We start from the raw sequence: 21,846 nt of genomic DNA on the forward strand, positions 1-21,846 counted from the left end.
CACCGTTGCCGGCGGCGTCCCAGATGCAAAAGGCGCCCTGGTTCAGCGCTGCTCGCTGCACCCGAAGACGACCACTCGCTCACGCACACTGACGAGGACTTCGCGGAAGCGGAACGAAGCCGCGCCGATCTCGCAACGGCTTCGGCCTCCTGCTTCGAGCCGAGCAGCGATCGCTTCCTCGTTCTCAGCCGTGACCCCTCGCCGGAGCACGAGCGGGCCGCATTCCTTCGTCGAGACCTCGACTTGGTCGAACGACGATCCGATCCCCTTGCCGGAGGTGCTCGAACCGACGTCACCCTCGGCAGCTGTCACGGCGCACGCGACGGCGATCACGTGGGACCGGTCGTAGGCCTGCAACGCGTACGACCCACCGAGGACCAGCACCGTGATGAGAGCCATCACGATCAGCGTGAGGACGACGAGGAAGCGACCTCGTCGACGTCCGGGCTTCGCGGCAGATTCGACTCCGGCACTCATGGCGCGCTCAGCCACGCCTCACCTTCCATGATGACCATCGACAGGTCACGCGGCCCGGTACCCGAGCAGTTCCGGAGATGCGCCGAACACTCGCAGCAGACTCCGCATCGTCAGGGATCCGTCACCGACCTCGTGTTCGTACGTAGTTCCACTCTCGAAACTCGATGCGATGTCACCGCTGTTGTCCTTCGTGACTCCTTCACGCAGGACGAACTTGCCACACTCGCGTGACTCGATGACGACCTGTGGTCTCGATGCGCCGACGCCCTTCGTCGAGCGCGAAGATCCGGTGCTCGCTTCCGCGGAAGAGACCATGCAGGCCAACTGCACGCGGTGCGCGTCGTCGTAGGACCGGAGCACCGTGGGCCCGGCGAGGAAGAACGAGCTCACGAAGACGATGACGGCCGCCCACAGCACGAACAACACCCACGCCATGGGCTTCGACATCTTGCGCTTCCGCACACGCATGATGGTCACCGACCTCGCGGAGCTCGCCAGCGGAGGGAACGCAAGTGACCGCCGAGCACCGCGCTTCCGAAGGTACTCGGGATGAAACTCGGTATGCGGATCAGCCATGTCCCACCGATATGACGACTGGTGAAGATCACGGCGAGCATCAGTATCACCAGCACCGGCGACCCGACGCTCGCAGGGCAGAGACAAAGCAATCCGCCGATGATCAGCAGCCCACCAGCAGTACCGATGAGAGCAATGGGCAGAATCCCCGCAACACGGCTTCCGACTGAGACGACCGGAACCTCGTTCATGCCTCTCCCCTCGCGATCGGCTGACGTGCCTGTGGCGTTCGTGCGGGTATCAGATCGGTTCAGTTCCCGCCGTCCGCACGCACGGCGGTGACGTCGGGAGCCACGCCAACAGCTTGGAACAACCCGCGGAGGCGTGCAGAACCTTCACCGATCCGAAACTCATAACGCTCACCTCGGACGATCTCAGCAGCTCTCTCCTCCGCCAGCTCAGCAGTGATCCCTCGGCTCAACACGAGAGTGCCGCAATCTGACGACCGATACTCCACTTGGGGCAACGATGTGCCTCCCCCCTTCAGCGACCGAGTTGAAGCCGAGCCAGCGTAGGCGGCTGTCACCTTGCAACTGATCGTTGTCACGTGCGCCTTGTCGTACCTGGTGAGGATGTCGGGTCCGATCAGAAACACGAAGAGCACGATCGCGAAGAGCGCCAACACCAGCAGCGACGCCACCCACTGCACAGGCCTCGAATACTTCCGTGCGCTCTCACCGTTTTGGTTCAAGGAGTCCACATCTCATCCTGTCGTCATCCCGTTTCCGGCGATCCGGGCCCCCGCTCCGGAGCATCACGCAGCCTGAGGACGTGCTCTTCGGCTGCTGCAGGAAAGGAACATCAGCTGGATGTGGCCAGGCCCGCGGCAGCGACGCAACTCGAACTCACGCGCGTCGGAACTCCTTCACGAACACTGCCTGCCGAATGGTGTTCAGGAAGGGATGCAGCTGGTATGAGCCCGCCCCGACCTCGAACCTCCACGTCGTCCCGGCCGCGAAGCCATCAGCGATGGATTCCTTGTTGTCCGCCGTCACGCCCCAACGCAGCGTGAGCGTCCCGCAGTCCGACGTCTCGATCACGACCTGGTTGCTCGACGAACCGACACCCTTGACCGAGCGCGACGACCCCACACCGGTGTGGGCAGAGCGCACCTCGCAGGTCACCTCGGTGCGGTGGGAGGCGTCGTACGCCTTCAGGGTGATCGGGCCGACGAAGATCACGAGCACCGGCACCAGAACCACCAGCACGAGGATCCCGATCGCGACGAGACGATCCCGACGCTTCGAGCGCCTTGGCTTCGTGCGGGCATCGGTCTTCGATGAGGCCACCGTCATTCTCCTCGTCCTTCCGGTCACTGGCGGGCGTCAGTGCAGCGGACTCGTCGATCCGCCGGCACCGGAGAAGGTGCCGTTGATCCCGTCCTGGAGGTAGTCTCCAGGATCCTTCCCGACGAGGACGTCGTTCACGACGCTGGCCGCTCCACCCGCGACGTGGTCCACGACCCCGTCGACCGCGGTGTTCCAACGAGCGACGTTCGGCGCGATGGCGTGTTCGGCGATCTGCACGTGGCGTCCCGACGGGACCGGGAACCGCGGCTCGATGTCGAGACGGTCGAGAACCGTGCTGCTCGCCTTTCCAGACCCCAAGTTGAAAGCGGCTCCGGTACCGAACCCGACCGCAGCGTTCTGGACGTACCCGCCGACCGTCTGGTTCTCGCCGTTGAAGGCGTAGTCGGTCATGTTGGAGGCTGCACCGGAGGTCCCCGCAGCGATCGTTGATCGTCCCACCGTCGAGAACACCGGCGCCACCGCGCGTTGCACCACCTGCCCTCCGACGCTGCCGGCCGCTGGCGCCAGCTTCGACAGCCCGAGGGCAGCGCCGCCTCCGGCTGCGCCACCGACGCCGCCGATCACCGCGTCGACTCCGGCTTTGCCCCAGTCGACGGAGCCGTTCTGCAGTTTCTGGGTCCCGACCGAGATGCCGCCGGAGATGAAGGCTCCGGACGCCGCCATGAGGGCGACGCCTGCGGGTCCGCCGACACCGGTGCACATGAGGGCAACGCCGACGACGATCGCGGCCCCCGCTATCAACACGGCGTGCTCGTCGGCCCATGTCTTGAGGGACCCCTGGTGCGCATCCCGGTACGCCTGCAGGTCCTTGTCCGTCGCCGGCCGCAACCCCAGCGGGTCGACCGCGTGCAGCGGGTCGTTCCCCGCGTAGGAGTACGGGTTCCCCGCCCAGCCCGCGCCGACGATCGGTGCGAGCGGGTCCGTCGACAGGAAGCCCTTGGCCAACGGGTCGTACACCCGGGCCCCGAGCCACTCCATGCCCCCGATGCTCAGGCTCCCACCGGGGGTCAGCCCGATGCCTGTCGGCAGCTCCGCTCGAACTGCAGCCCCGACCGTCGACGCCAGGAGCGCCCACGGGTCAGCTGAGTCGTTGGCCCGTTCTCCGCGCCATCCCGATGCCGTCCAGTCGCCATCGAGGGCGACGACGCCGCCCGGCAACTCCAGCACGGGCGTGGCCCCGACCGAGGTCAGGGACGGCACACCCGCGGCGGTGTCCCACCAGACCTCGGCCCCGCCCGCCTCGGCGACCTCGCCCAGGGCGTCGGTCCAGACCTCGATCCGGCCGTTCTCGCCGTAGGACGCATCCCGCTCGACGACGCCGGCCAGGAAGCCGAGGTCCGACCACGCGTACTCGGTGGTGGATCCGTCCGGAGCAGTCCGTCGGACGCGACGCCCCAGACCGTCGTGGACGTACTCAGTCCGGGACCCGTCGGCGGTGGTGGTGACGAGCAGCTGCCCGGCAGCGTCGTACTCGTGCCGCTGTCCGGCGCCGTCGACCGTCTCGGCGACGAGACGCCCGGCCGCGTCGTACTGCCAGGTCCGTCCGGAGCCGGTGTCGTCGAGGGCGCTGACGAGTTGCGCCGCCGCGTCGTGACCGTAGACGACGCGACCGTCCGCACCGGCGATCGCGCTGATGCGGTCGTCCACGTCGCGCTCGATCCGGGTCGTCGTGCTGCCGACCGGCGTGGTCACGGTGTGCTCGACGAGCGCCCCGCGCTCGTACGACCACGACTGGATGACGTCACCGGTCGACGCCTGGACGATGCGGCCCAGCGCGTCGGAGGTGAACACAGCCGGGGTGAGGCCGTCCCGCTCCACGGCGACGATCCGGCCCAGGGCGTCCCGACGCCACGTCGTGCGCAGCCCGTCTGGGTCCGTGCGCGCCGTGCGGCGTCCGTCGGGGTCGTACTCCCACGACGTCGCCCGTCCACCGCGGCTCCGCCGGACGAGCAGACCGCGTCGGTCGAAGCAGAGTTCGTGCTCGGTGTCCCGGCCGGGGCCGCGGCTGTGGTCGGTGAGGACGACCGTGCGCCGAACACTGTCGTACGTGGTGTCCGCGATGACGGTGCCGTCCACCGAGAGCTGCTCTTCACGCCCCGCCGCGTCGTACGCCCAGCGGAGCACACGGCCATCCGGGTCGGTCTGCTCGGTCCGGCGGCCGGCGGCGTCGTACCGCGCGGTCGTGCTCCGGCCGAGCGGATCGGTGATCCCGGTCAACCGGCCGGACCGGTCGTAGCCGTACCGGATGATCCCGCCGAGCGGGTCGGTCGCGCCGACCAGGTGCCCGTCGGCGTCGTACGTGTAGGTCGTGACCCCGCCCAGGCCGTTCTCGGCCTCGACGAGCTGACCCGCGGCGTCGTAGCGGAACCGACGTCGGCCGTGACGGGTGTCGTGAACGGAGACGAGCCTCCCGGCCGCGTCCCAGCGGTAGCGAGCCGTTCCCTCTCCCGGTGTGGTCCGCGCGACGACGCGTCCGACGACGTCGTACTCGGTGCGCTCGACGTCACCCGTGGGCAGGGTCCGTGCGATGACGCGCGACTCCGCGTCGTAGGTGACCGTCGTTCGGTTCCCGAGCGCGTCGGTCGCGGCCGACGGACGACCGCAGGCGTCGTACTCGTAGGTCGTCCGCTGGCCGCTCGGTGCGAGGATCGCGACGATCCGACCAGCCAGGTCACGCTCGAGGCGGGTGAGCCCGCCCTCGCCGTCGACCAGCTCGACCGGCCGACCGCAGGCGTCGTAGGTGACGAGCTCGGATCCGGTCTCGTCGGAGGTGACCTCGACGGGGCGTCCGAACTCGTCCGAACGGACGGTCGTGGTCGCGAACGCATCCGCGAGGGTGGCGATGCCGGTGGTCGGGTCGTCGGAGAACTCGCGTCGGACGCCGGTGGGATCGGTCACCGCGCGCAGGTCGCCGTTGACTCCGTACTCCCGCCGCCAGACGGAGCCGGTCGGGTCGACGACGGACTGGAGGCGCGACAAGGCGTCGTGCGCGAACGTCCAGGACGCGCCGCTCGGCAGGGTGACCTGCAGCGAGTTGCCCTGGTCGTCGTACGTCCGGCGCGTCGTCCGACCGAGCGCATCGGTCGTGGCGGCGAGCTCGCCGTCCGCGCCCCAGGCGAGGGCGGTCCGCGCTCCGGTCGGATCGGTGACGGCGCTCACGCGCCCGCCGACGGTGTACTCGGCCGTCCAGGTCGCACCGTCGGGGTCCAGGCGGGCGACGACCTGCCCTGCCGCGTCGTGGCGGTACTCGGTGCGGGCGCCGGTCGGACTGACCGAGGCGACGGCACGGCCGGCGCTGTCCCGCTCGATCCGTGCGGTGTCCCCGACCGCGTTGGTGACCGCGACGAGCTCACCGGCCGTGTCGTGGTCGAGGTCGAGGGTGACGCCCGTGGGGTCGACGACGCGGACGAGCAGGCCGTGCTGCCAGCTCAGCTCGGTGCGGCCGCCCATCGGGTCGATGATGACGGCCGGGTCACGCTCGTCGCCGTCGTACTCGTACGTGACGACGCTGCCGCCCTCGGTGACGACGGTGGTGACCCGGTCGGCGTCGTCGTACCCGTAGGTCAGGTCGCCGCCGGTCGGCGTCACCGTCCGGATGCGTCGCCCCCGCCCGTCGAAGGCGTGCACGGTCACCGAACCGTCGCGTTCCGTCGCGGACACGAGGTTGCCGTGCGGGTCGTAGCTCATCGACTGCCGACGGTCGTCGGAGTCGATGACCCCGACCAGGCGTCCCTTCGGGTCGGCGATCCAGCTGTTCGACCGTGTGCCGTCGTGGTCGGACACCACGGTGACCCGACCGGGCAGGTAGGCGAAGCGGACCCGTCGACCGTGGGGGTTGATCTGCTCGACGACGCGACGGTGCGCGTCGTAGGTGTTGTCGACCTCGAGCACGCCGTCCGCGCTGGTGACCGTCACGACGAGGTCATCGTCGTCCCAGCCGTACGTCCTCGTCCCCAGTGCCGTCGTCGCCGACACCAGTCGGCCCCGGTCGTCGTACCCGTACTCGACCAGGCGTCCGTCGGAGGCACGCAGCACGGCCACACGTCCGTCGACGTACTCGACGTCGACGGAGCGTCCGCGTTCGTGCCACAGTCGGAGGACGGTGTCATCGGCGTCCCGTTCCACGTGGACGGCGGTGCCCGGTCCGGCGCTCTCGCCGAGCCAGAGTCCGGCCGGCGTGAAGTCGATGCGGCCGCCCTCGTTGTCCCGCACGACCAGCAGGCCGTCCTCTGCCGCGAGCCACCGGTTCTCGCCGCCGCCGCGTGCCCAGCCGCCACCGGCCCGGGGGAAGCGGATGAGCCGACCGTCGGCGCCGACGAAGGACGCCCCCTCGTCGTCGAGGAGCAGACGGGTGTCGAGGACGGATGCCCAGCCGGGGCCGAAGAGCCCGACCCGTCGGTCGAGGGAGTTGTACATGCGCGTGAACCGGAGCGACGCGGACGCACCGTCGTGCGCGAGGTCGAGCTCCGGCTCGAGGAAGTTGCCGGTCGTCGTGTTGACCGGGTCCATCGAGTAACCGGTCGTCGGCTGCGCGCCGTAGGCGGTGGGCGGATCGATCTGCAGGTCGGTCCGGTTCGCCGACACGCCCGCGGCCTGCAGGGCTGCGCCGAGCGCTGCGTCGGACACGGTCGAGACCGCGCCTTCACCCCCGGCGGCGGCGAAGGCGTCGGCGATGGTCTTCGCCCAGGCGACGTCCTGGTCGTTGGCTGCAAGCCACCGCTCGAAGCCGGCGACGAGCCCGTCCGCGTTGATCGTGCCCCATGAGCACCGGGACGCGAAGTCGGACAGCTTGCCCCGGAGCACCCCGGGTCTCCCGGACAGCTCCGAGTTCAACGACGTCGAGCCCGTGGCGAAGGAGCGGAGGTCTTCTGGCTTCGCGGACGACGTCCCGCCCCCGCCGCCACCCGGGCCCGGTGACGGCGTCTGCCTCGGCTTCGGCTGCATCTCCGCGGGGCCGAAGGGAGGCGCGGGCTTGTTCTCGATGTCCGGCGGGTTCCCCCAGCCGAAGAAGTCGTCCCGCCACTTCTCGAACCCGTTGCGGTCGGCCTGCTGCTCCTGCCACTCACGGGCCTGGCGACGGCGTTCGCGTTCTTCCGCGGCAGCCGTCTTCATCTGGTCGACCCAGCCGGCAACCGTGCGCATCATGTCGGAGATGGTCGTGCCGTCGCTCTTCGCGACGCTCGCGTTCTCGGTGAACAGCTCCGAGAAGTGGCCGCGGAACTCCTGCGATGCCGTCGACACGTACGACTGACGGCTTCCGACCTGCCCGTCGATCGCACTGGCTGCGCTGCGCATGGCACTGCCGAGCGCATCAGCGGTCGCGACGTCGAACTCGATCGGATCGGTGTTGGCGTGCAGCTGGTCAGCCATGGTGACTCGTCCCCCCGGAGAAGTGGTGCTGGTCGTGATGGTCGACGAGCCTCCGCAGCGGATCCCCCTGGAGGCTGTGACCCCGACCAACATACCGATTCGTCCACCCGCTCGGTGCTGCCTGTGGACACCCGCACCGTCCTCCACATCCCCGCCCGTTCACCGCCCGTCTCCACAGGCGCCACCCGGGCAGCCCCCGGTGCAGGGTGCTGGTGGCAGGATGTGGCCATGGACACCGAACCGCAGCTCGACGGCGACTCCGTCGCGAACGACCTCGACGACTTCGACGAGGTCGTGGAGATCGAGCACGAGTCGCTGCCCTCCGACCGGTACTTCGACCGCGAGCTCAGCTGGCTCCGCTTCAACCAGCGCGTGCTCGAGCTCGGTGAGGACCGGACGCAGCCGCTGCTCGAGCGGGCGAACTTCCTCGCGATCTTCGCCTCGAACCTCGACGAGTTCTTCATGGTGCGGGTCGCGGGCCTGAAGCGCCGCATCGACACCGGCATCGCGGTCCCCACCAACGTCGGTCGAGCGCCGAGTGACGTCCTGCGCGACATCGCGATGAAGGCGCACGAGCTGCAGGAGCGGCACGCGAACGCCTTCATCGGGTCGCTCAAGCCGGACCTCGACGCCGCCGGCATCCACGTCGAGCACTGGTCCGACCTGGGCGAGGACGACCGCCTCCGCATGCGCGAGTACTTCAGCGAGCAGATCTTCCCGGTGCTCATGCCGCTCGCGGTCGACCCGGCGCACCCGTTCCCCTACATCTCCGGCCTGTCACTCAACCTGGCCGTCCGGGTGCGGAACCCGAAGTCGCAGCGTCAAGAGTTCGCGCGCCTCAAGGTGCCGCAGAACTACCCGCGCTTCATCAAGCTGCCGGACGACAACTCCGGGCGGCTGCGCTTCATCCCGCTCGAAGACCTGATCGCGAACCACCTCCCCGATCTGTTCCCGGGGATGGAGGTGCTCGAGCACCACGTGTTCCGCATCACCCGCAACGAAGACGTCGAGATCGAAGAGGACGAGGCAGAGAACCTCATCCAGGCGCTGGAGCGTGAACTCCTCCGTCGTCGCTTCGGTCCGCCGATCCGTCTCGAGATCACCGAGGACATGGACCCGGTGACGCTCGACCTACTGGTCCGCGAACTCGACATCACCGAGCAAGAGGTCTACCGCCTGCCGTCGCCGCTCGACCTCGGCGGACTGTTCGAACTGGCGAAGCTCCCGCGCCCGGACCTGCACTACCCGCGCCACGTGCCGACGACCCCGGTGCAGTTCCAGCCGGGTGAGCCGAACACGAAGCCGGACCTGTTCCGCGCGATCGCCACTCGGGACGTCCTGGTCCACCACCCGTACGAGTCCTTCGCCACCAGCGTGCAGGCGTTCCTCGAGCAGGCCGCCGCAGACCCGAACGTGCTGGCGATCAAGCAGACGCTGTACCGCACCTCGGGTGACTCCCCCATCGTCGAGGCCCTCATCGACGCCGCCGCGGCCGGCAAGCAGGTGCTCGCCCTCGTCGAGATCAAGGCACGGTTCGACGAGCAGAACAACATCACGTGGGCGCGCAAGCTCGAGAAGGCCGGCGTGCACGTCGTGTACGGCCTGGTCGGGCTGAAAACGCACTCCAAGCTCGTGCTCGTCATCCGCCAGGAGGGCGGGACGCTCAAGCACTACAGCCACATCGGCACGGGCAACTACAACCCGAAGACCTCGCGGATCTACGAGGACATGGGGTTGTTCACTGCGGACGACACGGTGGGCAAGGACCTGACGCGTCTGTTCAACGAGCTGTCGGGCTACGCGATCGAGAAGAAGTTCAAGCGCCTGCTGGTCGCGCCGCTGCACCTGCGCAAGGGCCTGGTCAAGCGCATCCAGACGGAGGCGCAGAACGCCCGCGAGGGAAAGCCCTCGGGCATCCGCATCAAGGTGAACTCGATGGTCGACGAGCAGATCATCGACGCGCTGTACCTGGCGAGCCAGGCCGGGGTTCCGGTCGACATCTGGGTCCGGGGGATCTGCTCCTTGAAGCCGGGCCTCGAAGGCGTGAGCGAGACGATCCGGGTCCGCAGTGTGGTCGGGAGGTACCTCGAGCACTCGCGGGCGTTCGCGTTCCACAACGACGGCGACCCCGCGGTGTTCATCGGCAGCGCTGACATGATGCACCGCAACCTCGATCGTCGCGTCGAGGCCCTCGTCCGCCTCACCACCCCGGCGCACATCACCGAGGTGCAGGAGATGTTCGACCTGGCGATGGCCGAGACGACCAGTTCCTGGCACCTCGAGTCCGACGGCGAGTGGAGCCGCCACTCGACGGACGACGACGGACGCCCACTCGACGACGTGCAGAATGTCCTCATGCGGACCATCTCGGCACGGAAGCGTTCCACTCGGTGACCGGTGGGCAGTCGGGCCCGGTCATCGCGGCCGGCGCCGTGGTGTGGCGTGAGCAGGACGGCCAGCCGCTCGTCCTCCTGATCCACCGCGAGCACCACAAGGACGTCTCCTTCCCCAAGGGCAAGGTGGACCCGGGCGAGAGCATCCCCGAGGCCGCCGTACGCGAGATCGACGAGGAGACCGGGTACCGCGTCCACCTCGGCGCTCCCCTGGGCCGGGCGGAGTACGTCCTGCCGAGCGGCCGTGACAAGGTCGTGCACTACTGGTCGGCCCGGGTCTCCCGCAAGGAGGCCGAGCGTGCGGGTCAGTTCCGCCCGAACGACGAGGTCGCCGCCGTCGAGTGGGTGTCCATCGACGACGCCCGCGCCCGGCTGACCTACGAACGTGACGTCGCGATCCTCGACCGGTTCGCCGAACGCGCCGCCGCGGGCGAGCACGACACGTTCGCCCTGATCGCCCTGCGGCACGCCAAGACGGTCCCCGGGTCTGACTGGGACGGCCCCGACGCCACGCGTCCGCTCCTCCCCCTCGGCCGCGCGCAGGCGAAGGCGGCTGCGGCTCCGGTCGCGGCGTTCGGGCCGAAGAAGATCGTCAGCAGCACGGCCGCCCGGTGCCTGGCGACCGTGGAACCCCTGTCGGCGCGGACGAAGGTGGGGGTGTCCGACACCCCGGACATCAGCCAGGACGCCCACGAGCGTGGGATTGCCGACGTGAAGGGCGTCGTCCGGAAGCGCCTGGACAAGGCGAAGACCGCGGTGCTCTGCTCGCACGGCCCGGTCCTGCCCGACATCGTGGCGCGGATCGCGACGGACACCGCGGACGACGCGGCGAAGTTCGACCTGCGTCGCGCCGCCATGCTCTCGGTCGGCGAGTTCGCCGTGATGCACATCGCCGGACGCAAGCTCATCGCCGTCGAGACGCACCGCAACACCGTCAGCGCCTGACCCGAGCCGACCCGGGAGCCGGCGCCAGCGCAATCAGCGGAGCAGCGCCAGCGGTCAACAGCACCGCTCGGTGGGCAGCGTGCCCCGATCCTGCTCCTGACCCCTGCCCGGTGTCCGGCGACCCGCACCGGGTGAACCCCGCGTTCACCTCCCGTTCACCGGAGAGCGTCATCCCGGTCACCTCTCGTCCCTACAGTCGCTCCCGGGTCAGCACCGGCCCGGGGACCACACAGCGGTCCCACTGCACTTACATTCCCGAAGGGACCCCTGTGAACATCAAGCGAATCGGCTCGGTCGCGGCAATCGCGATCGCCGGCGCCGTCGTGCTCTCCTCCTGCGCGGCGAACGAGGATGCTGGCAACGGCGGCAACTCGTCGTCGCCCGCCGCCTCCTCGGGTGTCGACTACTCGAGCCTCTCCGGCACGCTCACCGGTTCCGGCTCCTCCGCACAGCAGACCGCCGAAGCGACCTGGGCCGCCGGCTTCCAGGGTCAGGCTTCCGGCGTCACCGTGAACTACTCGCCCGACGGTTCGGGCGCGGGCCGCAAGAACTTCATCTCGGGTGCCGCGGACTTCGCCGGCTCCGACGCCGCCCTGTCCGAGGAGGAGCTCGGCGGCACGTTCGCCGCGTGCGCCGCGGACTCGAAGGCCATCGACATCCCGGTCTACATCTCCCCGATCGCGATCGCCTACAAGGTCGACGGCGTCTCGGACCTGACGCTCGACGCGAAGTCCATCGCGGGCATCTTCTCCGGCAAGATCACGAAGTGGAACGACTCCGAGATCGCGTCGCTCAACGACGGCGTGAAGCTGCCGGACGCGAACATCACCGTCGTGCACCGCTCCGACGACTCCGGCACGACCGAGAACTTCTCCGAGTACCTGTCGGAGAACGCGGGCGACGCCTGGGGCAAGGAGCCGAGCCAGACCTTCCCGTTCCAGGTCGGTGACGCGGCGGCGAAGACCTCCGGTGTGGCCTCGGCCATGCAGGGCGCCTCGAACGCCATCACCTACATCGACGACTCCGGCGCCGGTGACCTCGACAAGGCCAAGCTCATGGTCGGCGACAAGGCCACCGAGATCTCGGCCGAGGGTGCTGCGAAGGTCGTCGCCGACTCCGACGTCGCCTCGGGCCGCGAGGACAACGACCTCGCCATCGAGATCGACCGCAAGGACACCGCGGAGAACGCGTGGCCGCTGGTGCTCGTCTCCTACGCCATCGCCTGCCAGGAGTACAAGGACAGCGACAAGGCCGACCTCGTGAAGGCGTACCTCGGGTACGTCGTCTCGGCTGACGCGCAGAAGGCCGCAGCGACGGAGGCCAAGTCGGCCGCCCTGTCGTCCGACCTGGGCGAGAAGGCCGCCGCGGCGGTCGAGTCCATCAAGTAAGTCCGCTCAGCGCCCGGACGCCGGTCCCACCCATCTGACCGGCGTCCGGGCTCTCGCCCGTCGTGACGCGAGCTGCCGACGCCTGCTGCATCCCGCGCCCGTCACGACCCTGACGCTCCACCTCTCCCCCGAACCCCTCGCGCTCACCCGGCGCGATCCTCCGACAGGAGCCCCATGACGACCGCACCGGTCCGAGACCAGGACATCGCCACCCCGTCCAAGCCGAAGGCCGTCGTCCGCATCGGCGACCGGGTGTTCTCCGCCGCCTCCGTCGCGGCCGGCAGCCTGATCCTCTTCGTCCTCGTCCTCGTGGCCGCGTTCCTCGTCTGGCAGAGCATCCCGGCCTTCAACGCCGAAGCCGGCACCCTGCCGAACAGCGCCGCGAACTTCTGGACCTACGTCGGCCCGCTCGTCTTCGGAACGGTGTGGTCGGCCTTCCTCGCGCTGATCATGGCGGTGCCGCTGGCGATCGGCATCGCGCTCTTCATCTCGCACTACGCACCGCGCCGGTTGGCTCCGGTCCTCGGCTACGTCATCGACCTGCTCGCCGCGGTGCCGTCGGTCGTCTACGGTCTCTGGGGCATCGTGGTCCTGGCCCGCCTGGTGAAGCCGTTCTACGCGTTCCTCAACGACCACTTCGGGTGGATCCCGCTGTTCTCCGGCCCGCTGTCCGGGACCGGGCGCACGATCCTCACCGCATCGATCGTCCTCGCGGTGATGGCGATCCCGATCATGACCGCCGTGATGCGCGAGATCTTCCTGCAGGCGCCGACGCTGAACGAGGAAGCGGCCCTGGCCCTCGGTGCGACGCGTTGGGAGATGATCCGGATGTCGGTCCTGCCGTTCGCCAAGTCGGGCATCGTGTCCGCGATCATGCTCGGCCTCGGTCGGGCGCTCGGCGAGACGATGGCGATCGCCCTGGTGCTCTCGGTGTCGACGAACGTCACCTTCCAGCTCCTCACCCCGCTGAACCCGTCGACGATCGCGGCGAACATCGCCCTGCAGTTCGCCGAGGCCTCCGGGACGGCCCTGAACGCGCTCGTCGCGTCGGGCCTGATCCTCTTCGTCATCACCCTGGTCATCAACATGCTCGCGCGGTACATCGTCCGCAAGCGAGTCTCCTGACGGGAAAGGTCGAACCCGATGTCCCTCGCACTCCGTCAGCCCGCCACCGCCGGCAACGTCTTCGCCAACGGCAAGCTCCACAAGTCCGTCCCGTGGCTGCTGCTCGTCGGCAGCTGGGTCGCCCTCGGCCTGGTCTTCGCCCTGCTGAACGCCGGCGGCGCCACCAAGGACTTCAACGTCGTCGCCGCGGTGTTCCTCGGCACGGTCCTGTTCGACGTCCTCATCGTCGTGGTCTCCCGCATCGTGGAGGGTGGCCGCAAGGCCGTCGACCGCCTGATCACCTCGCTGGTCATCACCGCCTTCGTGATCGCGGTCCTGCCGCTGGTGTCCCTCCTCTGGACGGTCCTGGCGGACGGTCTCGCGCGTTTCGATGCGCAGTTCTTCTCGTACTCGATGCGCGGGGTGATCTCCGAGGGCGGTGGCGCGGTGCACGCGCTGATCGGCACGCTCGAGATCACCCTGTTCGCGGCGCTGATCAGCGTCCCGATCGGTCTGCTCACCTCGATCTACCTGGTGGAGTACGGCAAGGGCGTGCTGGCCCGCGGCATCACCTTCTTCGTCGACGTGATGACGGGCATCCCCTCGATCGTCGCCGGTCTGTTCGCCTACTCGCTGTTCGCGCTGTTCCTCGGCCCGGGTGCCCGCTTCGGCCTGGTCGGTTCGGTCGCCCTCGCGGTGCTGATGATCCCGATCGTCGTGCGCTCCACCGAAGAGGTCCTGAAGATCGTGCCGATGGAGCTCCGCGAGGCCTCGTACGCCCTGGGTGTGCCGAAGTGGCTGACGATCATGAAGGTCGTCCTGCCGACCAGCCTCGCCGGCATCACGACGGGCGTCATGCTCTCGATCGCCCGCGTGATCGGTGAGACGGCACCGCTGCTCGTCACCGCCGGGTTCACGTCGAGCATGAACTACGACCTGTTCAAGGACCCGATGATGACGCTGCCGGTGTTCGCGTACACGCAGTACTCGCAGCAGGGCGCCAACCCGGTGCCGTTCGTCGACCGGGCCTGGACCGCGGCGCTGCTCCTCATCCTCATCGTGATGCTGCTCAACCTGCTGGCCCGCTTCATCACCCGCCTGTTCGCGCCCAAGCTCCCCCGCTAGGGAGAGGCACTGCCTCCCCCGCCAGGGAGAGGCACTGCCTCCCCCGCCAGCGCGCGGACGACCAGTAACCCGACGACCACCCAACCCAGAAGGATCCACGTGTCCAAGCGCATCGAGGTCGACGGCCTCAACGTCTTCTACTCGAAGTTCAAGGCGGTCGAGGGCGTCGACATGACGATCGAGCCCCGCACCGTCACCGCTTTCATCGGCCCGTCCGGCTGCGGCAAGTCGACGTTCCTCCGCACACTGAACCGCATGCACGAGGTCATCCCCGGCGCGTACGTCGAAGGTTCCGTCAAGATCGACGGCGACGACCTGTACGCTCCCGGCGTCGACCCGGTCATCGTCCGTCGCCAGGTCGGCATGGTCTTCCAGCGGCCGAACCCGTTCCCGACGATGTCCATCAAGGACAACGTGCTGGCCGGCGTGAAGCTCAACAACAAGCGCATCTCACGGTCGGAGGCCGACGACATCGTCGAGCGTTCGCTGCAGGGCGCGAACCTCTGGAACGAGGTCAAGGACCGCCTCGAGAAGCCCGGCATGGGCCTGTCCGGCGGTCAGCAGCAGCGTCTGTGCATCGCCCGCGCCATCGCGGTGCAGCCCGACGTGCTGCTGATGGACGAGCCGTGCTCCGCGCTCGACCCGATCTCGACCCTGGCCATCGAGGACCTGATCGAGGACCTGAAGAAGGAGTTCACGATCGTCATCGTGACGCACAACATGCAGCAGGCCTCGCGGGTCAGTGACAAGACGGCGTTCTTCAACATCGCCGGCACCGGTCAGCCGGGTCACCTCATCGAGTACGACGACACCGCGACGATCTTCTCGAACCCGTCGGTCAAGTCGACCGAGGACTACGTCTCGGGTCGCTTCGGGTGATCGGTGCCCGCGCGGTCGCCTGACGGCTCTGCCGATCCGGACTGGAGGCCCGGTGCACGTCCGCCACGGACGGCACGGGGCCTCCGTCGTACCGTGGACACGTCCCGTCGTACCGTCGACACGCCCCCGTCTGTCCGCGACGCCCCGTGCTCCACGAGACGCCGCCGGAGCACGGGGCGTCTCGGCAGGTCGGCGGCGCCAAAGAGAGACGGAGGCGTCTCGGTGTGCAGGACGAACGCCGCACACGACGACGCCCCCCGTGACCGACGTGGTCACGGGGGGCGTCGTCCTGAACCGTCAGGGGCCGGTCACGCCTCGGACGTGGGGACGGCGACGACCGGGTCGGAGGTCGGCTGGTCCGAGCCACCAGTCGGCTCGACCGTGATGCCGATCGTGTCACCGGCGCCCATCGTGCCGCGGAGGACCGCCGAACGGACACCGCCGTCGACGTCGTCCATCAGGCCGGCCGCGGTGATCGTGCCGCCGGACTCCTGCGACCCGATGTACCAGAGCTCGTACGTCTTGTCCTTCGGTGCCGCGTCGACCCCGTCGAGGATGACCGCGGACCGCTGCAGCTGGCCGGACCACACGACCGTGGCCGTGCCGCCGCCCTTGACCTTCGCGGTGCTCCGCTGGAAGTCCGGGGCCGCGTAGATCTGGTCGAGGCCGGAGGCGGCCTGCGTGGTCGCCGGCGCTCCGCCGTCGTCCTGGAGCAGCGAGCCGCCGACCCCGAAGCCGACGCTGAGGAGCACGACGGCACCGGCTGCGGCGACGCTGAGCATCGCGGCCGGACGCTGGAACCACCGGGCCCGGGCGGTCGACGCGGCACGGCCGGGAGCGGACTGCAGGTCGGTGACCGACGCTGCCGGCGTGACGAGCGGGGCGGACGCGGGGCGGGCCTCCCGGACGGGCTCCGGTGTGACACCAGCGTCGTCCAGAGCGGGCAGCTGCGGGGTCGCTTGGATCTTCGCCATCAGCGAGGTCTTCAGGGACGCGGAGGGTTCGACGGGCGACACGGCGAAGGCGAGGGCCAGTGCGGTCTCACGGAGCGAGTCGGACTCGCGCTGCAGCTCCGGGGAGTCGGACAGCGCCCGCTCGACCGCGGCGCGCTCGTCGTCGGTCAGCGCGTTCAGCGCGTGCGAGCCGGTCATCAGCTCGGGGTCGTCGTGACGGTCGGTCATGACGTCACCCCCATCTCGTCGCGGAGTCGGATCATCCCGTCGCGGAGACGGGTCTTGACGGTGCCGATCGGCACCCCGAGCTTGTCGGCCATCTCGCTGTGCGAGAAGCCGCCGTAGTAGGCGAGCTGCACGGCCTGACGCTGGAACTCGGTGAGTCGGGACAGTGCCCGGCTGACGCGTTCGTGTTCGAGCCGGATCTCGACGGACTCGGAGACGGAGTCGAAGTCCGTCTCGAAGTCGCGGATGCCGATCTTGGTGTCGCGGTCGCGGGACGACTGCGATGCCCGCACCCGGTCGACCGCTCGACGGTGCGCCATGGTGAGGACCCAGCTCGCAGCGCTGCCGCGGGCCTGGTCGAAGCGGGTGGCCTGCTGCCAGACCTCGAGGAAGACCTCCTGCGTGACCTCTTCGGACTGGGCGCGGTCACGGAGGAGCCGCGTCACGAGACCGAGGACCCGGCCGGACAGCTCGTCGTAGAGGTCGGCGAAGGCAGCCTGGTCACCGGTCGCGACCCGACTGAGCAGGTCGTCCGCCGACACCGGTTCCGGGGCGGCGGGAGTCCAACCATCCATGTCGCCTTCCACGAGAGTGAGCATTGCAGGTTTTCCTCCTTCCCGGGTGTTCGGCGTCCACCGCGCGCTCTGGACAGAGCCCTCGGCGAATGCGGTCACGGTGGTCATCAGCTGGAGTCCCGTTCGGATCGGGTCCCGGCAGCGATCGCTGCGCGGGTGGCGCGGGTACATGTGGCGAGGCCCCGGACGACCCACAGGGAATTGACCCGCGAGCGGGCCCGGGTCGTCCGGGGACCTCGTGTGAGACGTCTTGCGACGGTCACGCTGATGGTTCGGCACCGTCGCCCGGTCGGATTGGGTCAGGGCGGGATTCCGTGACGATCGGTCCAGCCTCGGCGGGCCGACGACCGGAGCCGGGACGTGCATCCCGTTCGGCGTCGTCCCCATGTCACGGCACGCCCGGTGCCGGATCTGTCCACCGAGAGTGAACACCTGGGTACGACGCGGCAGTCGTCTCGTACACTTGGACGTGCCGGGCCGCAGCAAGCCCCGGGCTCCAATATTCGCCGCTCCGAGCGGCCTCGCGCCGAGAGGCGCTTCTGCGGCCCGGTCTTTGCATGTCCGGATGCGGACGGCGCTGCAGGCCACGGCCAGGAGGCGCGTCAGCGGTCCGACGGTCGGGTCACCGCCGTCGGCGGCGAGCGGCCGTGACGCCGGTGCCAGCCCACCCGTGTCAGTCCGCCGACATCAGCCCGTCGGCGTCGGTCCGTCGGCGTCAGTCGAGGCTCTCACGGCGCCAGAGAGCCGCTGCGGCCGACAGGTCCTCGGCGAGTTCCGCGAGTCGGAAGGCACGGGTCGTCAGCGCCGACGCGCGCTCCTCCGCCGAGACGTCCGAGTCGTCCGCCACCGAGGTCGCCCCCGCCGCGGTCAACCGCGCGAAGGCCGCACCACGCTCGAGCGCCACCGCGAAGTCCCCCGTGTACAGCCCGTGCAGGATCCGGTCCGACAGCGTCAGGATCTCCGCCGGGCCCGTCGGTTCCTCGGCACCCGCGACCGCCTGGTCGATCGTGCCGATGAGCTGCGTCCCCCGCTCGAAGAGGTACGCGATCTCCTCCGGGTTCTGCCGGATCACCGTGCGGACCAGGTAGATGCGCCAGAGGGCCCCCGGCAGGGTGTGCGGTCCCACGCGTGCCCAGAGTTCCGCGATCGCGTCGATACCGTGCACGTCCGTGTAGGTGACCAGGCGCTCGACGACGGCCGGGTCCGGGTCCTCGCGCACCCGGTGCAGCAGCGCGTTGGCGGTGTCGTGCGCGACGCGGTTCACCAGGGCCGGGTCCTCACCGCCCTTGATGGCGGCGAACTCGGCATCGGTGAACTGGACGGGACGGTGGTGTTCGCGAGGCACCGCGACAGTGTAGGCGCTGCTCGCCCGATACCCTTGTGTGCGAGGGCCTCTAGCTCAGTTGGTAGAGCACCGGACTTTTAATCCGAGGGTCGTGGGTTCGAGCCCCACGGGGCCCACTCTCTCGTCAGCCCGGAGTGGGCGGGGGTGCACCCGTTTCGCACACCGGACAGCATGCTCGTTGTGGGGGTACCCCGTCGCGCTGCCGATGTGATGTGGTGCTGACATGCCCAGCCCCGACATGGACTCCGCACCGCACGACGACGTCTTCACCCGTACGCAGATCGTCGACGCGATGATCCGGGTGCTCCACGAACTGCCCCTGCACGAAGTCACCCCCGCCCGCGTCGCCGACGAGGCGGACGCCACCATCGCGACCCTCGAGGCGTCGTTCCCCAGCTGGGACGGCCTGCTCCTGGCGGCCATCGACCGGTGGAACGACCGCCGGACGACCCCGCTGACGTCGATCGCCGCCGATCTGGGGACGATCCGGTTCCTCCGCGCGATCGTCACCGCCAACATCGAGGACCCGTCGTTGATGCGCTTCCTCACCTCGATGCTGAACATCGCCGCCGCCCCGAAGCACCCGCTCGCGCCGATGCTGCACGCCCGCTGGCGCCGGTTCCACGGGTTCGTGCAGCAGAGCCTCGTGCAGGACATCGCCGCCGGTCGGGAGCCGCACACGATGGAGCCGTCCCGTGGCGCCGAGCAGCTCCTGGCCACGTACGAGGGCCTGCAGCTGCAGTCGATGGTCCGCCCGGAGATGGACCTGCTCGAGTCGTTCGACCGCGCGGTGACGCGTCTGCGCGAGGGGTGGTCCCGCGAGTACGTGCCGCCGGTGTGGGACCTGGGCCGCGCCAGCTGACCCCTCGGGGTACAAGTCGTCCCCAGACGATCCATGGCCGGCGCTCTGTCCACATCAGTGCACCGCTCAGCCGACTGTTGGATTCCCATCGATATGGTCGTTCTTGGTTCCGCTCACCGCGGGACGCCAGCACCGAACGAACCACACCGAACGGGGTACATCGTGATCGAGCCCATCGACGCCACGCAGACCAGCTCCACCGGTGACGCGCGCCGCCTCGTGGAGCTCGCCGCCGCCACCGGGACGACCATGAGCGACGACCTCCTGCTCGACGCGCTCCGCCGCGGAGCCAAGGTCAGCGTCCGCCACATCCGCAAGGACTTCACCGAGGTCGCGACCGCCACGGCCGTCCTCGGGTACGTCGTCCGCCAGCGCAAGGACTTCCTCGCGCTGCGCGGCGACGACCCGGCGTGGGCGCAGGAGATCGGCCGCTACCCCAGCGAATCGCTGGCGGTCGAGGCCCTGCGGATGCGGCGGGCCTGACCGGACCGGCGGCCGGACCGGCTGCCGCAGCGACGGACGTCAGGACCAGACGCGGCGGATCCCCCACGAGCCCGTCCAGGACTCGTCGGCGTCCAGCCATCGCAGCCCTTCACCGGAGTTGAGCGCGTCGGCGGGCGCGGTCATCGGTTCGACGGCGACCGCCAGTCCCTTGCCGCCACCGCGGGGGAACTCGCGGGACGTGAAGACCTGCACGTAGGGGAACGACGCGTCCTGCCACAGCTCGACACCGTCGCCCTCGGGGCCGTGCAGCGTCGTGCGACGGATGCCCTCGGCGTCGGGCGTCACGTCGGTGTACGCCGTGTCCAGGTCCGAGTCGCCGGCGCGACGCCCCTGCCGCAGGTCCACGTCCGTGCCCTCGACCGGCCGGGTGCCGTTCGGGATCTTGCGCTCGTCGACGGTGAAGGCCGTCGCGGCGTCGAGCCGGATGACCAGGTCCTCGGCAGGGGTGTCGCCGGCCCGCAGGTACGGGTGCGATCCGACCGCGAACGGGGCCGGACGACCCGACCGGTTCGTGATGGTGTGCGTGATCCGGATGCCGTCCTCGACCAGCTCGTGGTGCACCCGTGTCTCCAGGGTGAACGGCCATCCGTGCTGGGGGTGGATCGTGGCCTGCTGCTCGATCGACGACTCGGTCTGGTCCACCACCCGGTACGGCGCGAACCGGAGCAGCCCGTGCGAGGCGTTGCCGTACTTCGGCTCCGAGATGTCGAGCTGCTGGGTCTTCCCGTCGAGCTGCCAGGCACCACCGGCGACCCGGTTCGGCCACGGCGCGAGGACGATGCCGTTGGCGCCGGCCGGAGCTTCGCTCGCGGGGAACGGCTCGGTGAGGTCGAAGCCCGCGACGCGGAGTTCGCGGAGGCCGGCGGCCACCTCGGTGACGACGGCCTCGACGACACCGTCCGGGCCGGCGTGCCGCAGGTGGTACTGACCGCCGGTGGGGGCCGCTGTGCTCATGGTCTCTGCTTCCTCTCCGATGTGCGGGTCCCGCCCGCTGGTGCATCCGCGACGACCACGTGGACACCGGCCGCCCGGATCGGGGCGACCGCCTCCGCGCTGACGCCCGCGGTGACGACGACGTCGACGTCCTGCAGCGTGCTCACCACGCCGATGTCGGCCCGGCCGAACTTCGACCCGTCCGCGACCACGACGGTACGCCTGCCCGCCGCCGCGAGGACCCGCTTCGCCTCGGTCTCGGGCAGGTTCACGTTGGTCAGCCCGTGCGCGACGTCCAGACCGGTCCCGCCGAGGAACACGAGGTCGGCGGACAGCATCGGCAGCAGGGTCGCGTTGAACGGCGCGACGAGCGAGTGCTGCAACGGTCGGAGCGTCCCGCCGGTGACCACGACGGTGAAGCGCGGGATCGCACGTTCGAGCGCGAGTGCGGTGGTGAGTGAGTTCGTGACGACGGTGACGTCGACCAGGTCCTCGCGGGCGACCAGGGCCTCGGCGACCGCTGCGGGTGTGGTGCCGACGTCGAGGACGATGCACTGCCCGGAGCGCACCAGGTCCGCCGCCGCCCGGCCGATCGCGGCCTTGGCGGTGCTGTTCTCGACGGCGGTCTCCTCGAGCGGCCGTTCGCGCGTGCCGGCCCCGAGGCGGACGGCGCCGCCGTGCACCCGACGGACCCGGGCCTCCCGGTCGAGGGCGGCCAGGTCCTGGCGGACCGTCACCTCGCTCGTCCCGACCGCCGCTGCGAGGGCTGCGGTCCGGACCATGCCCGGGGCACCGTCCAGGAGCGCGACGATGCGGTCCTGGCGCAGCAGCGCCGGCAGGACGGGAGGCTCCTCAGACGTCACAACACGAGTTTCGTCTGCT

General features: G+C 69.6%; 19 protein-coding genes and 1 tRNA gene. 9 read left to right on the top strand and 11 right to left on the bottom strand.

All coding sequences use genetic code 11. From position 1 onward, the window contains the following. Positions 1-42: 42 nt before the first annotated feature. The 6 genes from DEI89_RS07555 to DEI89_RS07575 all read right to left on the bottom strand — a co-directional run bounded on the left by DEI89_RS07555 (position 43) and on the right by DEI89_RS07575 (position 7,733). Positions 43-492, bottom strand: coding sequence for a hypothetical protein (locus DEI89_RS07555; RefSeq protein ID WP_146236709.1), 450 nt, complete (start codon positions 490-492; stop codon positions 43-45). A 30-nt stretch (positions 493-522) separates the two neighbouring features. Beyond that, the gene (locus DEI89_RS07560) at positions 523-924 is read right to left on the bottom strand and encodes a hypothetical protein (RefSeq protein ID WP_146236710.1); all 402 of its coding nucleotides are present in this window, start codon (positions 922-924) and stop codon (positions 523-525) included. A 26-nt stretch (positions 925-950) separates the two neighbouring features. Then, a complete protein-coding gene (locus DEI89_RS17640; RefSeq protein WP_181421548.1) occupies positions 951-1,244 on the bottom strand; it encodes a hypothetical protein in 294 nt (97 codons plus the stop codon). 59 nt (positions 1,245-1,303) lie between these two features. Next, the gene (locus DEI89_RS07565) at positions 1,304-1,753 is read right to left on the bottom strand and encodes a hypothetical protein (RefSeq protein WP_146236711.1); all 450 of its coding nucleotides are present in this window, start codon (positions 1,751-1,753) and stop codon (positions 1,304-1,306) included. A gap of 145 nt (positions 1,754-1,898) precedes the next feature. Beyond that, entirely contained in the window at positions 1,899-2,246 is a 348-nt protein-coding gene (locus DEI89_RS07570; protein WP_146236712.1) for a hypothetical protein, read from the bottom strand. Positions 2,247-2,378: 132 nt separating this feature from the next. Beyond that, entirely contained in the window at positions 2,379-7,733 is a 5,355-nt protein-coding gene (locus DEI89_RS07575) for a DUF6531 domain-containing protein (RefSeq protein ID WP_181421549.1), read from the bottom strand. Positions 7,734-7,961: 228 nt separating this feature from the next. On the opposite strand from DEI89_RS07575, the gene DEI89_RS07580 reads away from it, so the two are divergent. The 6 genes from DEI89_RS07580 to pstB all read left to right on the top strand — a co-directional run bounded on the left by DEI89_RS07580 (position 7,962) and on the right by pstB (position 15,567). Further along, positions 7,962-10,127, top strand: coding sequence for an RNA degradosome polyphosphate kinase (locus DEI89_RS07580; protein ID WP_110903449.1), 2,166 nt, complete (start codon positions 7,962-7,964; stop codon positions 10,125-10,127). Beyond that, positions 10,124-11,071 carry an NUDIX domain-containing protein gene (locus DEI89_RS07585; protein ID WP_110903450.1) on the top strand — a complete coding sequence of 316 codons (948 nt, stop codon included), beginning with the start codon at positions 10,124-10,126 and terminating at the stop codon, positions 11,069-11,071. Before DEI89_RS07580 ends, DEI89_RS07585 begins: the two co-directional genes overlap by 4 nt. 269 nt (positions 11,072-11,340) lie before the next feature. After that, the gene (locus DEI89_RS07590) at positions 11,341-12,459 is read left to right on the top strand and encodes a phosphate ABC transporter substrate-binding protein PstS (protein ID WP_110903451.1); all 1,119 of its coding nucleotides are present in this window, start codon (positions 11,341-11,343) and stop codon (positions 12,457-12,459) included. A gap of 174 nt (positions 12,460-12,633) precedes the next feature. Continuing rightward, positions 12,634-13,584: a phosphate ABC transporter permease subunit PstC gene (gene pstC / locus DEI89_RS07595; RefSeq protein WP_110903452.1), complete on the top strand. Its 951-nt coding sequence runs from the start codon at positions 12,634-12,636 to the stop codon at positions 13,582-13,584. A gap of 18 nt (positions 13,585-13,602) precedes the next feature. Continuing rightward, positions 13,603-14,688: a phosphate ABC transporter permease PstA gene (gene pstA / locus DEI89_RS07600; protein WP_110903453.1), complete on the top strand. Its 1,086-nt coding sequence runs from the start codon at positions 13,603-13,605 to the stop codon at positions 14,686-14,688. Positions 14,689-14,787: 99 nt separating this feature from the next. Continuing rightward, on the top strand, positions 14,788-15,567 hold the full coding sequence (pstB, locus tag DEI89_RS07605) for a phosphate ABC transporter ATP-binding protein PstB (RefSeq protein WP_110903454.1): 780 nt from the start codon (positions 14,788-14,790) through the stop codon (positions 15,565-15,567). 308 nt (positions 15,568-15,875) lie between these two features. Here pstB and DEI89_RS07610 read toward each other — a convergent pair whose 3' ends face one another. The 3 genes from DEI89_RS07610 to DEI89_RS07620 all read right to left on the bottom strand — a co-directional run bounded on the left by DEI89_RS07610 (position 15,876) and on the right by DEI89_RS07620 (position 18,665). Then, positions 15,876-16,748 (bottom strand): anti-sigma factor, encoded by an 873-nt coding sequence (locus DEI89_RS07610; protein ID WP_258368816.1) that lies wholly within the window; start codon positions 16,746-16,748, stop codon positions 15,876-15,878. Continuing rightward, a complete protein-coding gene (gene sigK, locus DEI89_RS07615) occupies positions 16,745-17,344 on the bottom strand; it encodes an ECF RNA polymerase sigma factor SigK (RefSeq protein ID WP_110903455.1) in 600 nt (199 codons plus the stop codon). Before sigK ends, DEI89_RS07610 begins: the two co-directional genes overlap by 4 nt. Positions 17,345-18,035: 691 nt before the next feature. Beyond that, on the bottom strand, positions 18,036-18,665 hold the full coding sequence (locus DEI89_RS07620; protein ID WP_110903456.1) for a DNA-directed RNA polymerase subunit beta: 630 nt from the start codon (positions 18,663-18,665) through the stop codon (positions 18,036-18,038). Positions 18,666-18,708: 43 nt separating this feature from the next. Here DEI89_RS07620 and DEI89_RS07625 point away from each other — a divergent pair. From DEI89_RS07625 to DEI89_RS07635, 3 genes are all read left to right on the top strand, one after another. Further along, positions 18,709-18,781: transfer RNA gene (locus DEI89_RS07625), tRNA-Lys, on the top strand. A gap of 107 nt (positions 18,782-18,888) precedes the next feature. Then, on the top strand, positions 18,889-19,527 hold the full coding sequence (locus tag DEI89_RS07630) for a TetR/AcrR family transcriptional regulator (RefSeq protein WP_110903457.1): 639 nt from the start codon (positions 18,889-18,891) through the stop codon (positions 19,525-19,527). A gap of 162 nt (positions 19,528-19,689) precedes the next feature. Next, on the top strand, positions 19,690-20,010 hold the full coding sequence (locus DEI89_RS07635) for a hypothetical protein (protein WP_110903458.1): 321 nt from the start codon (positions 19,690-19,692) through the stop codon (positions 20,008-20,010). A 39-nt stretch (positions 20,011-20,049) separates the two neighbouring features. Here DEI89_RS07635 and DEI89_RS07640 read toward each other — a convergent pair whose 3' ends face one another. Next, on the bottom strand, positions 20,050-20,985 hold the full coding sequence (locus tag DEI89_RS07640) for an aldose 1-epimerase family protein (RefSeq protein ID WP_110903459.1): 936 nt from the start codon (positions 20,983-20,985) through the stop codon (positions 20,050-20,052). Next, the gene (locus tag DEI89_RS07645; protein WP_110903460.1) at positions 20,982-21,827 is read right to left on the bottom strand and encodes a DeoR/GlpR family DNA-binding transcription regulator; all 846 of its coding nucleotides are present in this window, start codon (positions 21,825-21,827) and stop codon (positions 20,982-20,984) included. The genes DEI89_RS07640 and DEI89_RS07645 overlap by 4 nt, the downstream gene beginning before the upstream one ends. Between the last annotated feature and the right edge of the window lie 19 nt (positions 21,828-21,846).

Origin of the sequence: Curtobacterium sp. MCBD17_030, from assembly GCF_003224255.1 — a bacterium.
In the GTDB taxonomy this organism is placed as follows: Bacteria; Actinomycetota; Actinomycetes; order Actinomycetales; family Microbacteriaceae; genus Curtobacterium.

Bases quoted from the DNA above. Each gene is read 5' to 3' on its own strand.
- DEI89_RS07575 (WP_181421549.1), bottom strand. From the start codon at position 7,733: ATGGCTGACCAGCTGCACGCCAACACCGATCCGATCGAGTTCGACGTC.
- DEI89_RS07580 (WP_110903449.1), top strand. From the start codon at position 7,962: ATGGACACCGAACCGCAGCTCGACGGCGACTCCGTCGCGAACGACCTC.
- sigK (WP_110903455.1), bottom strand. From the start codon at position 17,344: ATGCTCACTCTCGTGGAAGGCGACATGGATGGTTGGACTCCCGCCGCC.
- DEI89_RS07640 (WP_110903459.1), bottom strand. From the start codon at position 20,985: ATGAGCACAGCGGCCCCCACCGGCGGTCAGTACCACCTGCGGCACGCC.
- DEI89_RS07610 (WP_258368816.1), bottom strand. From the start codon at position 16,748: ATGACCGACCGTCACGACGACCCCGAGCTGATGACCGGCTCGCACGCG.
- DEI89_RS17640 (WP_181421548.1), bottom strand. From the start codon at position 1,244: ATGAACGAGGTTCCGGTCGTCTCAGTCGGAAGCCGTGTTGCGGGGATT.
- pstA (WP_110903453.1), top strand. From the start codon at position 13,603: ATGTCCCTCGCACTCCGTCAGCCCGCCACCGCCGGCAACGTCTTCGCC.
- pstC (WP_110903452.1), top strand. From the start codon at position 12,634: ATGACGACCGCACCGGTCCGAGACCAGGACATCGCCACCCCGTCCAAG.
- DEI89_RS07560 (WP_146236710.1), bottom strand. From the start codon at position 924: ATGTCGAAGCCCATGGCGTGGGTGTTGTTCGTGCTGTGGGCGGCCGTC.
- DEI89_RS07630 (WP_110903457.1), top strand. From the start codon at position 18,889: ATGCCCAGCCCCGACATGGACTCCGCACCGCACGACGACGTCTTCACC.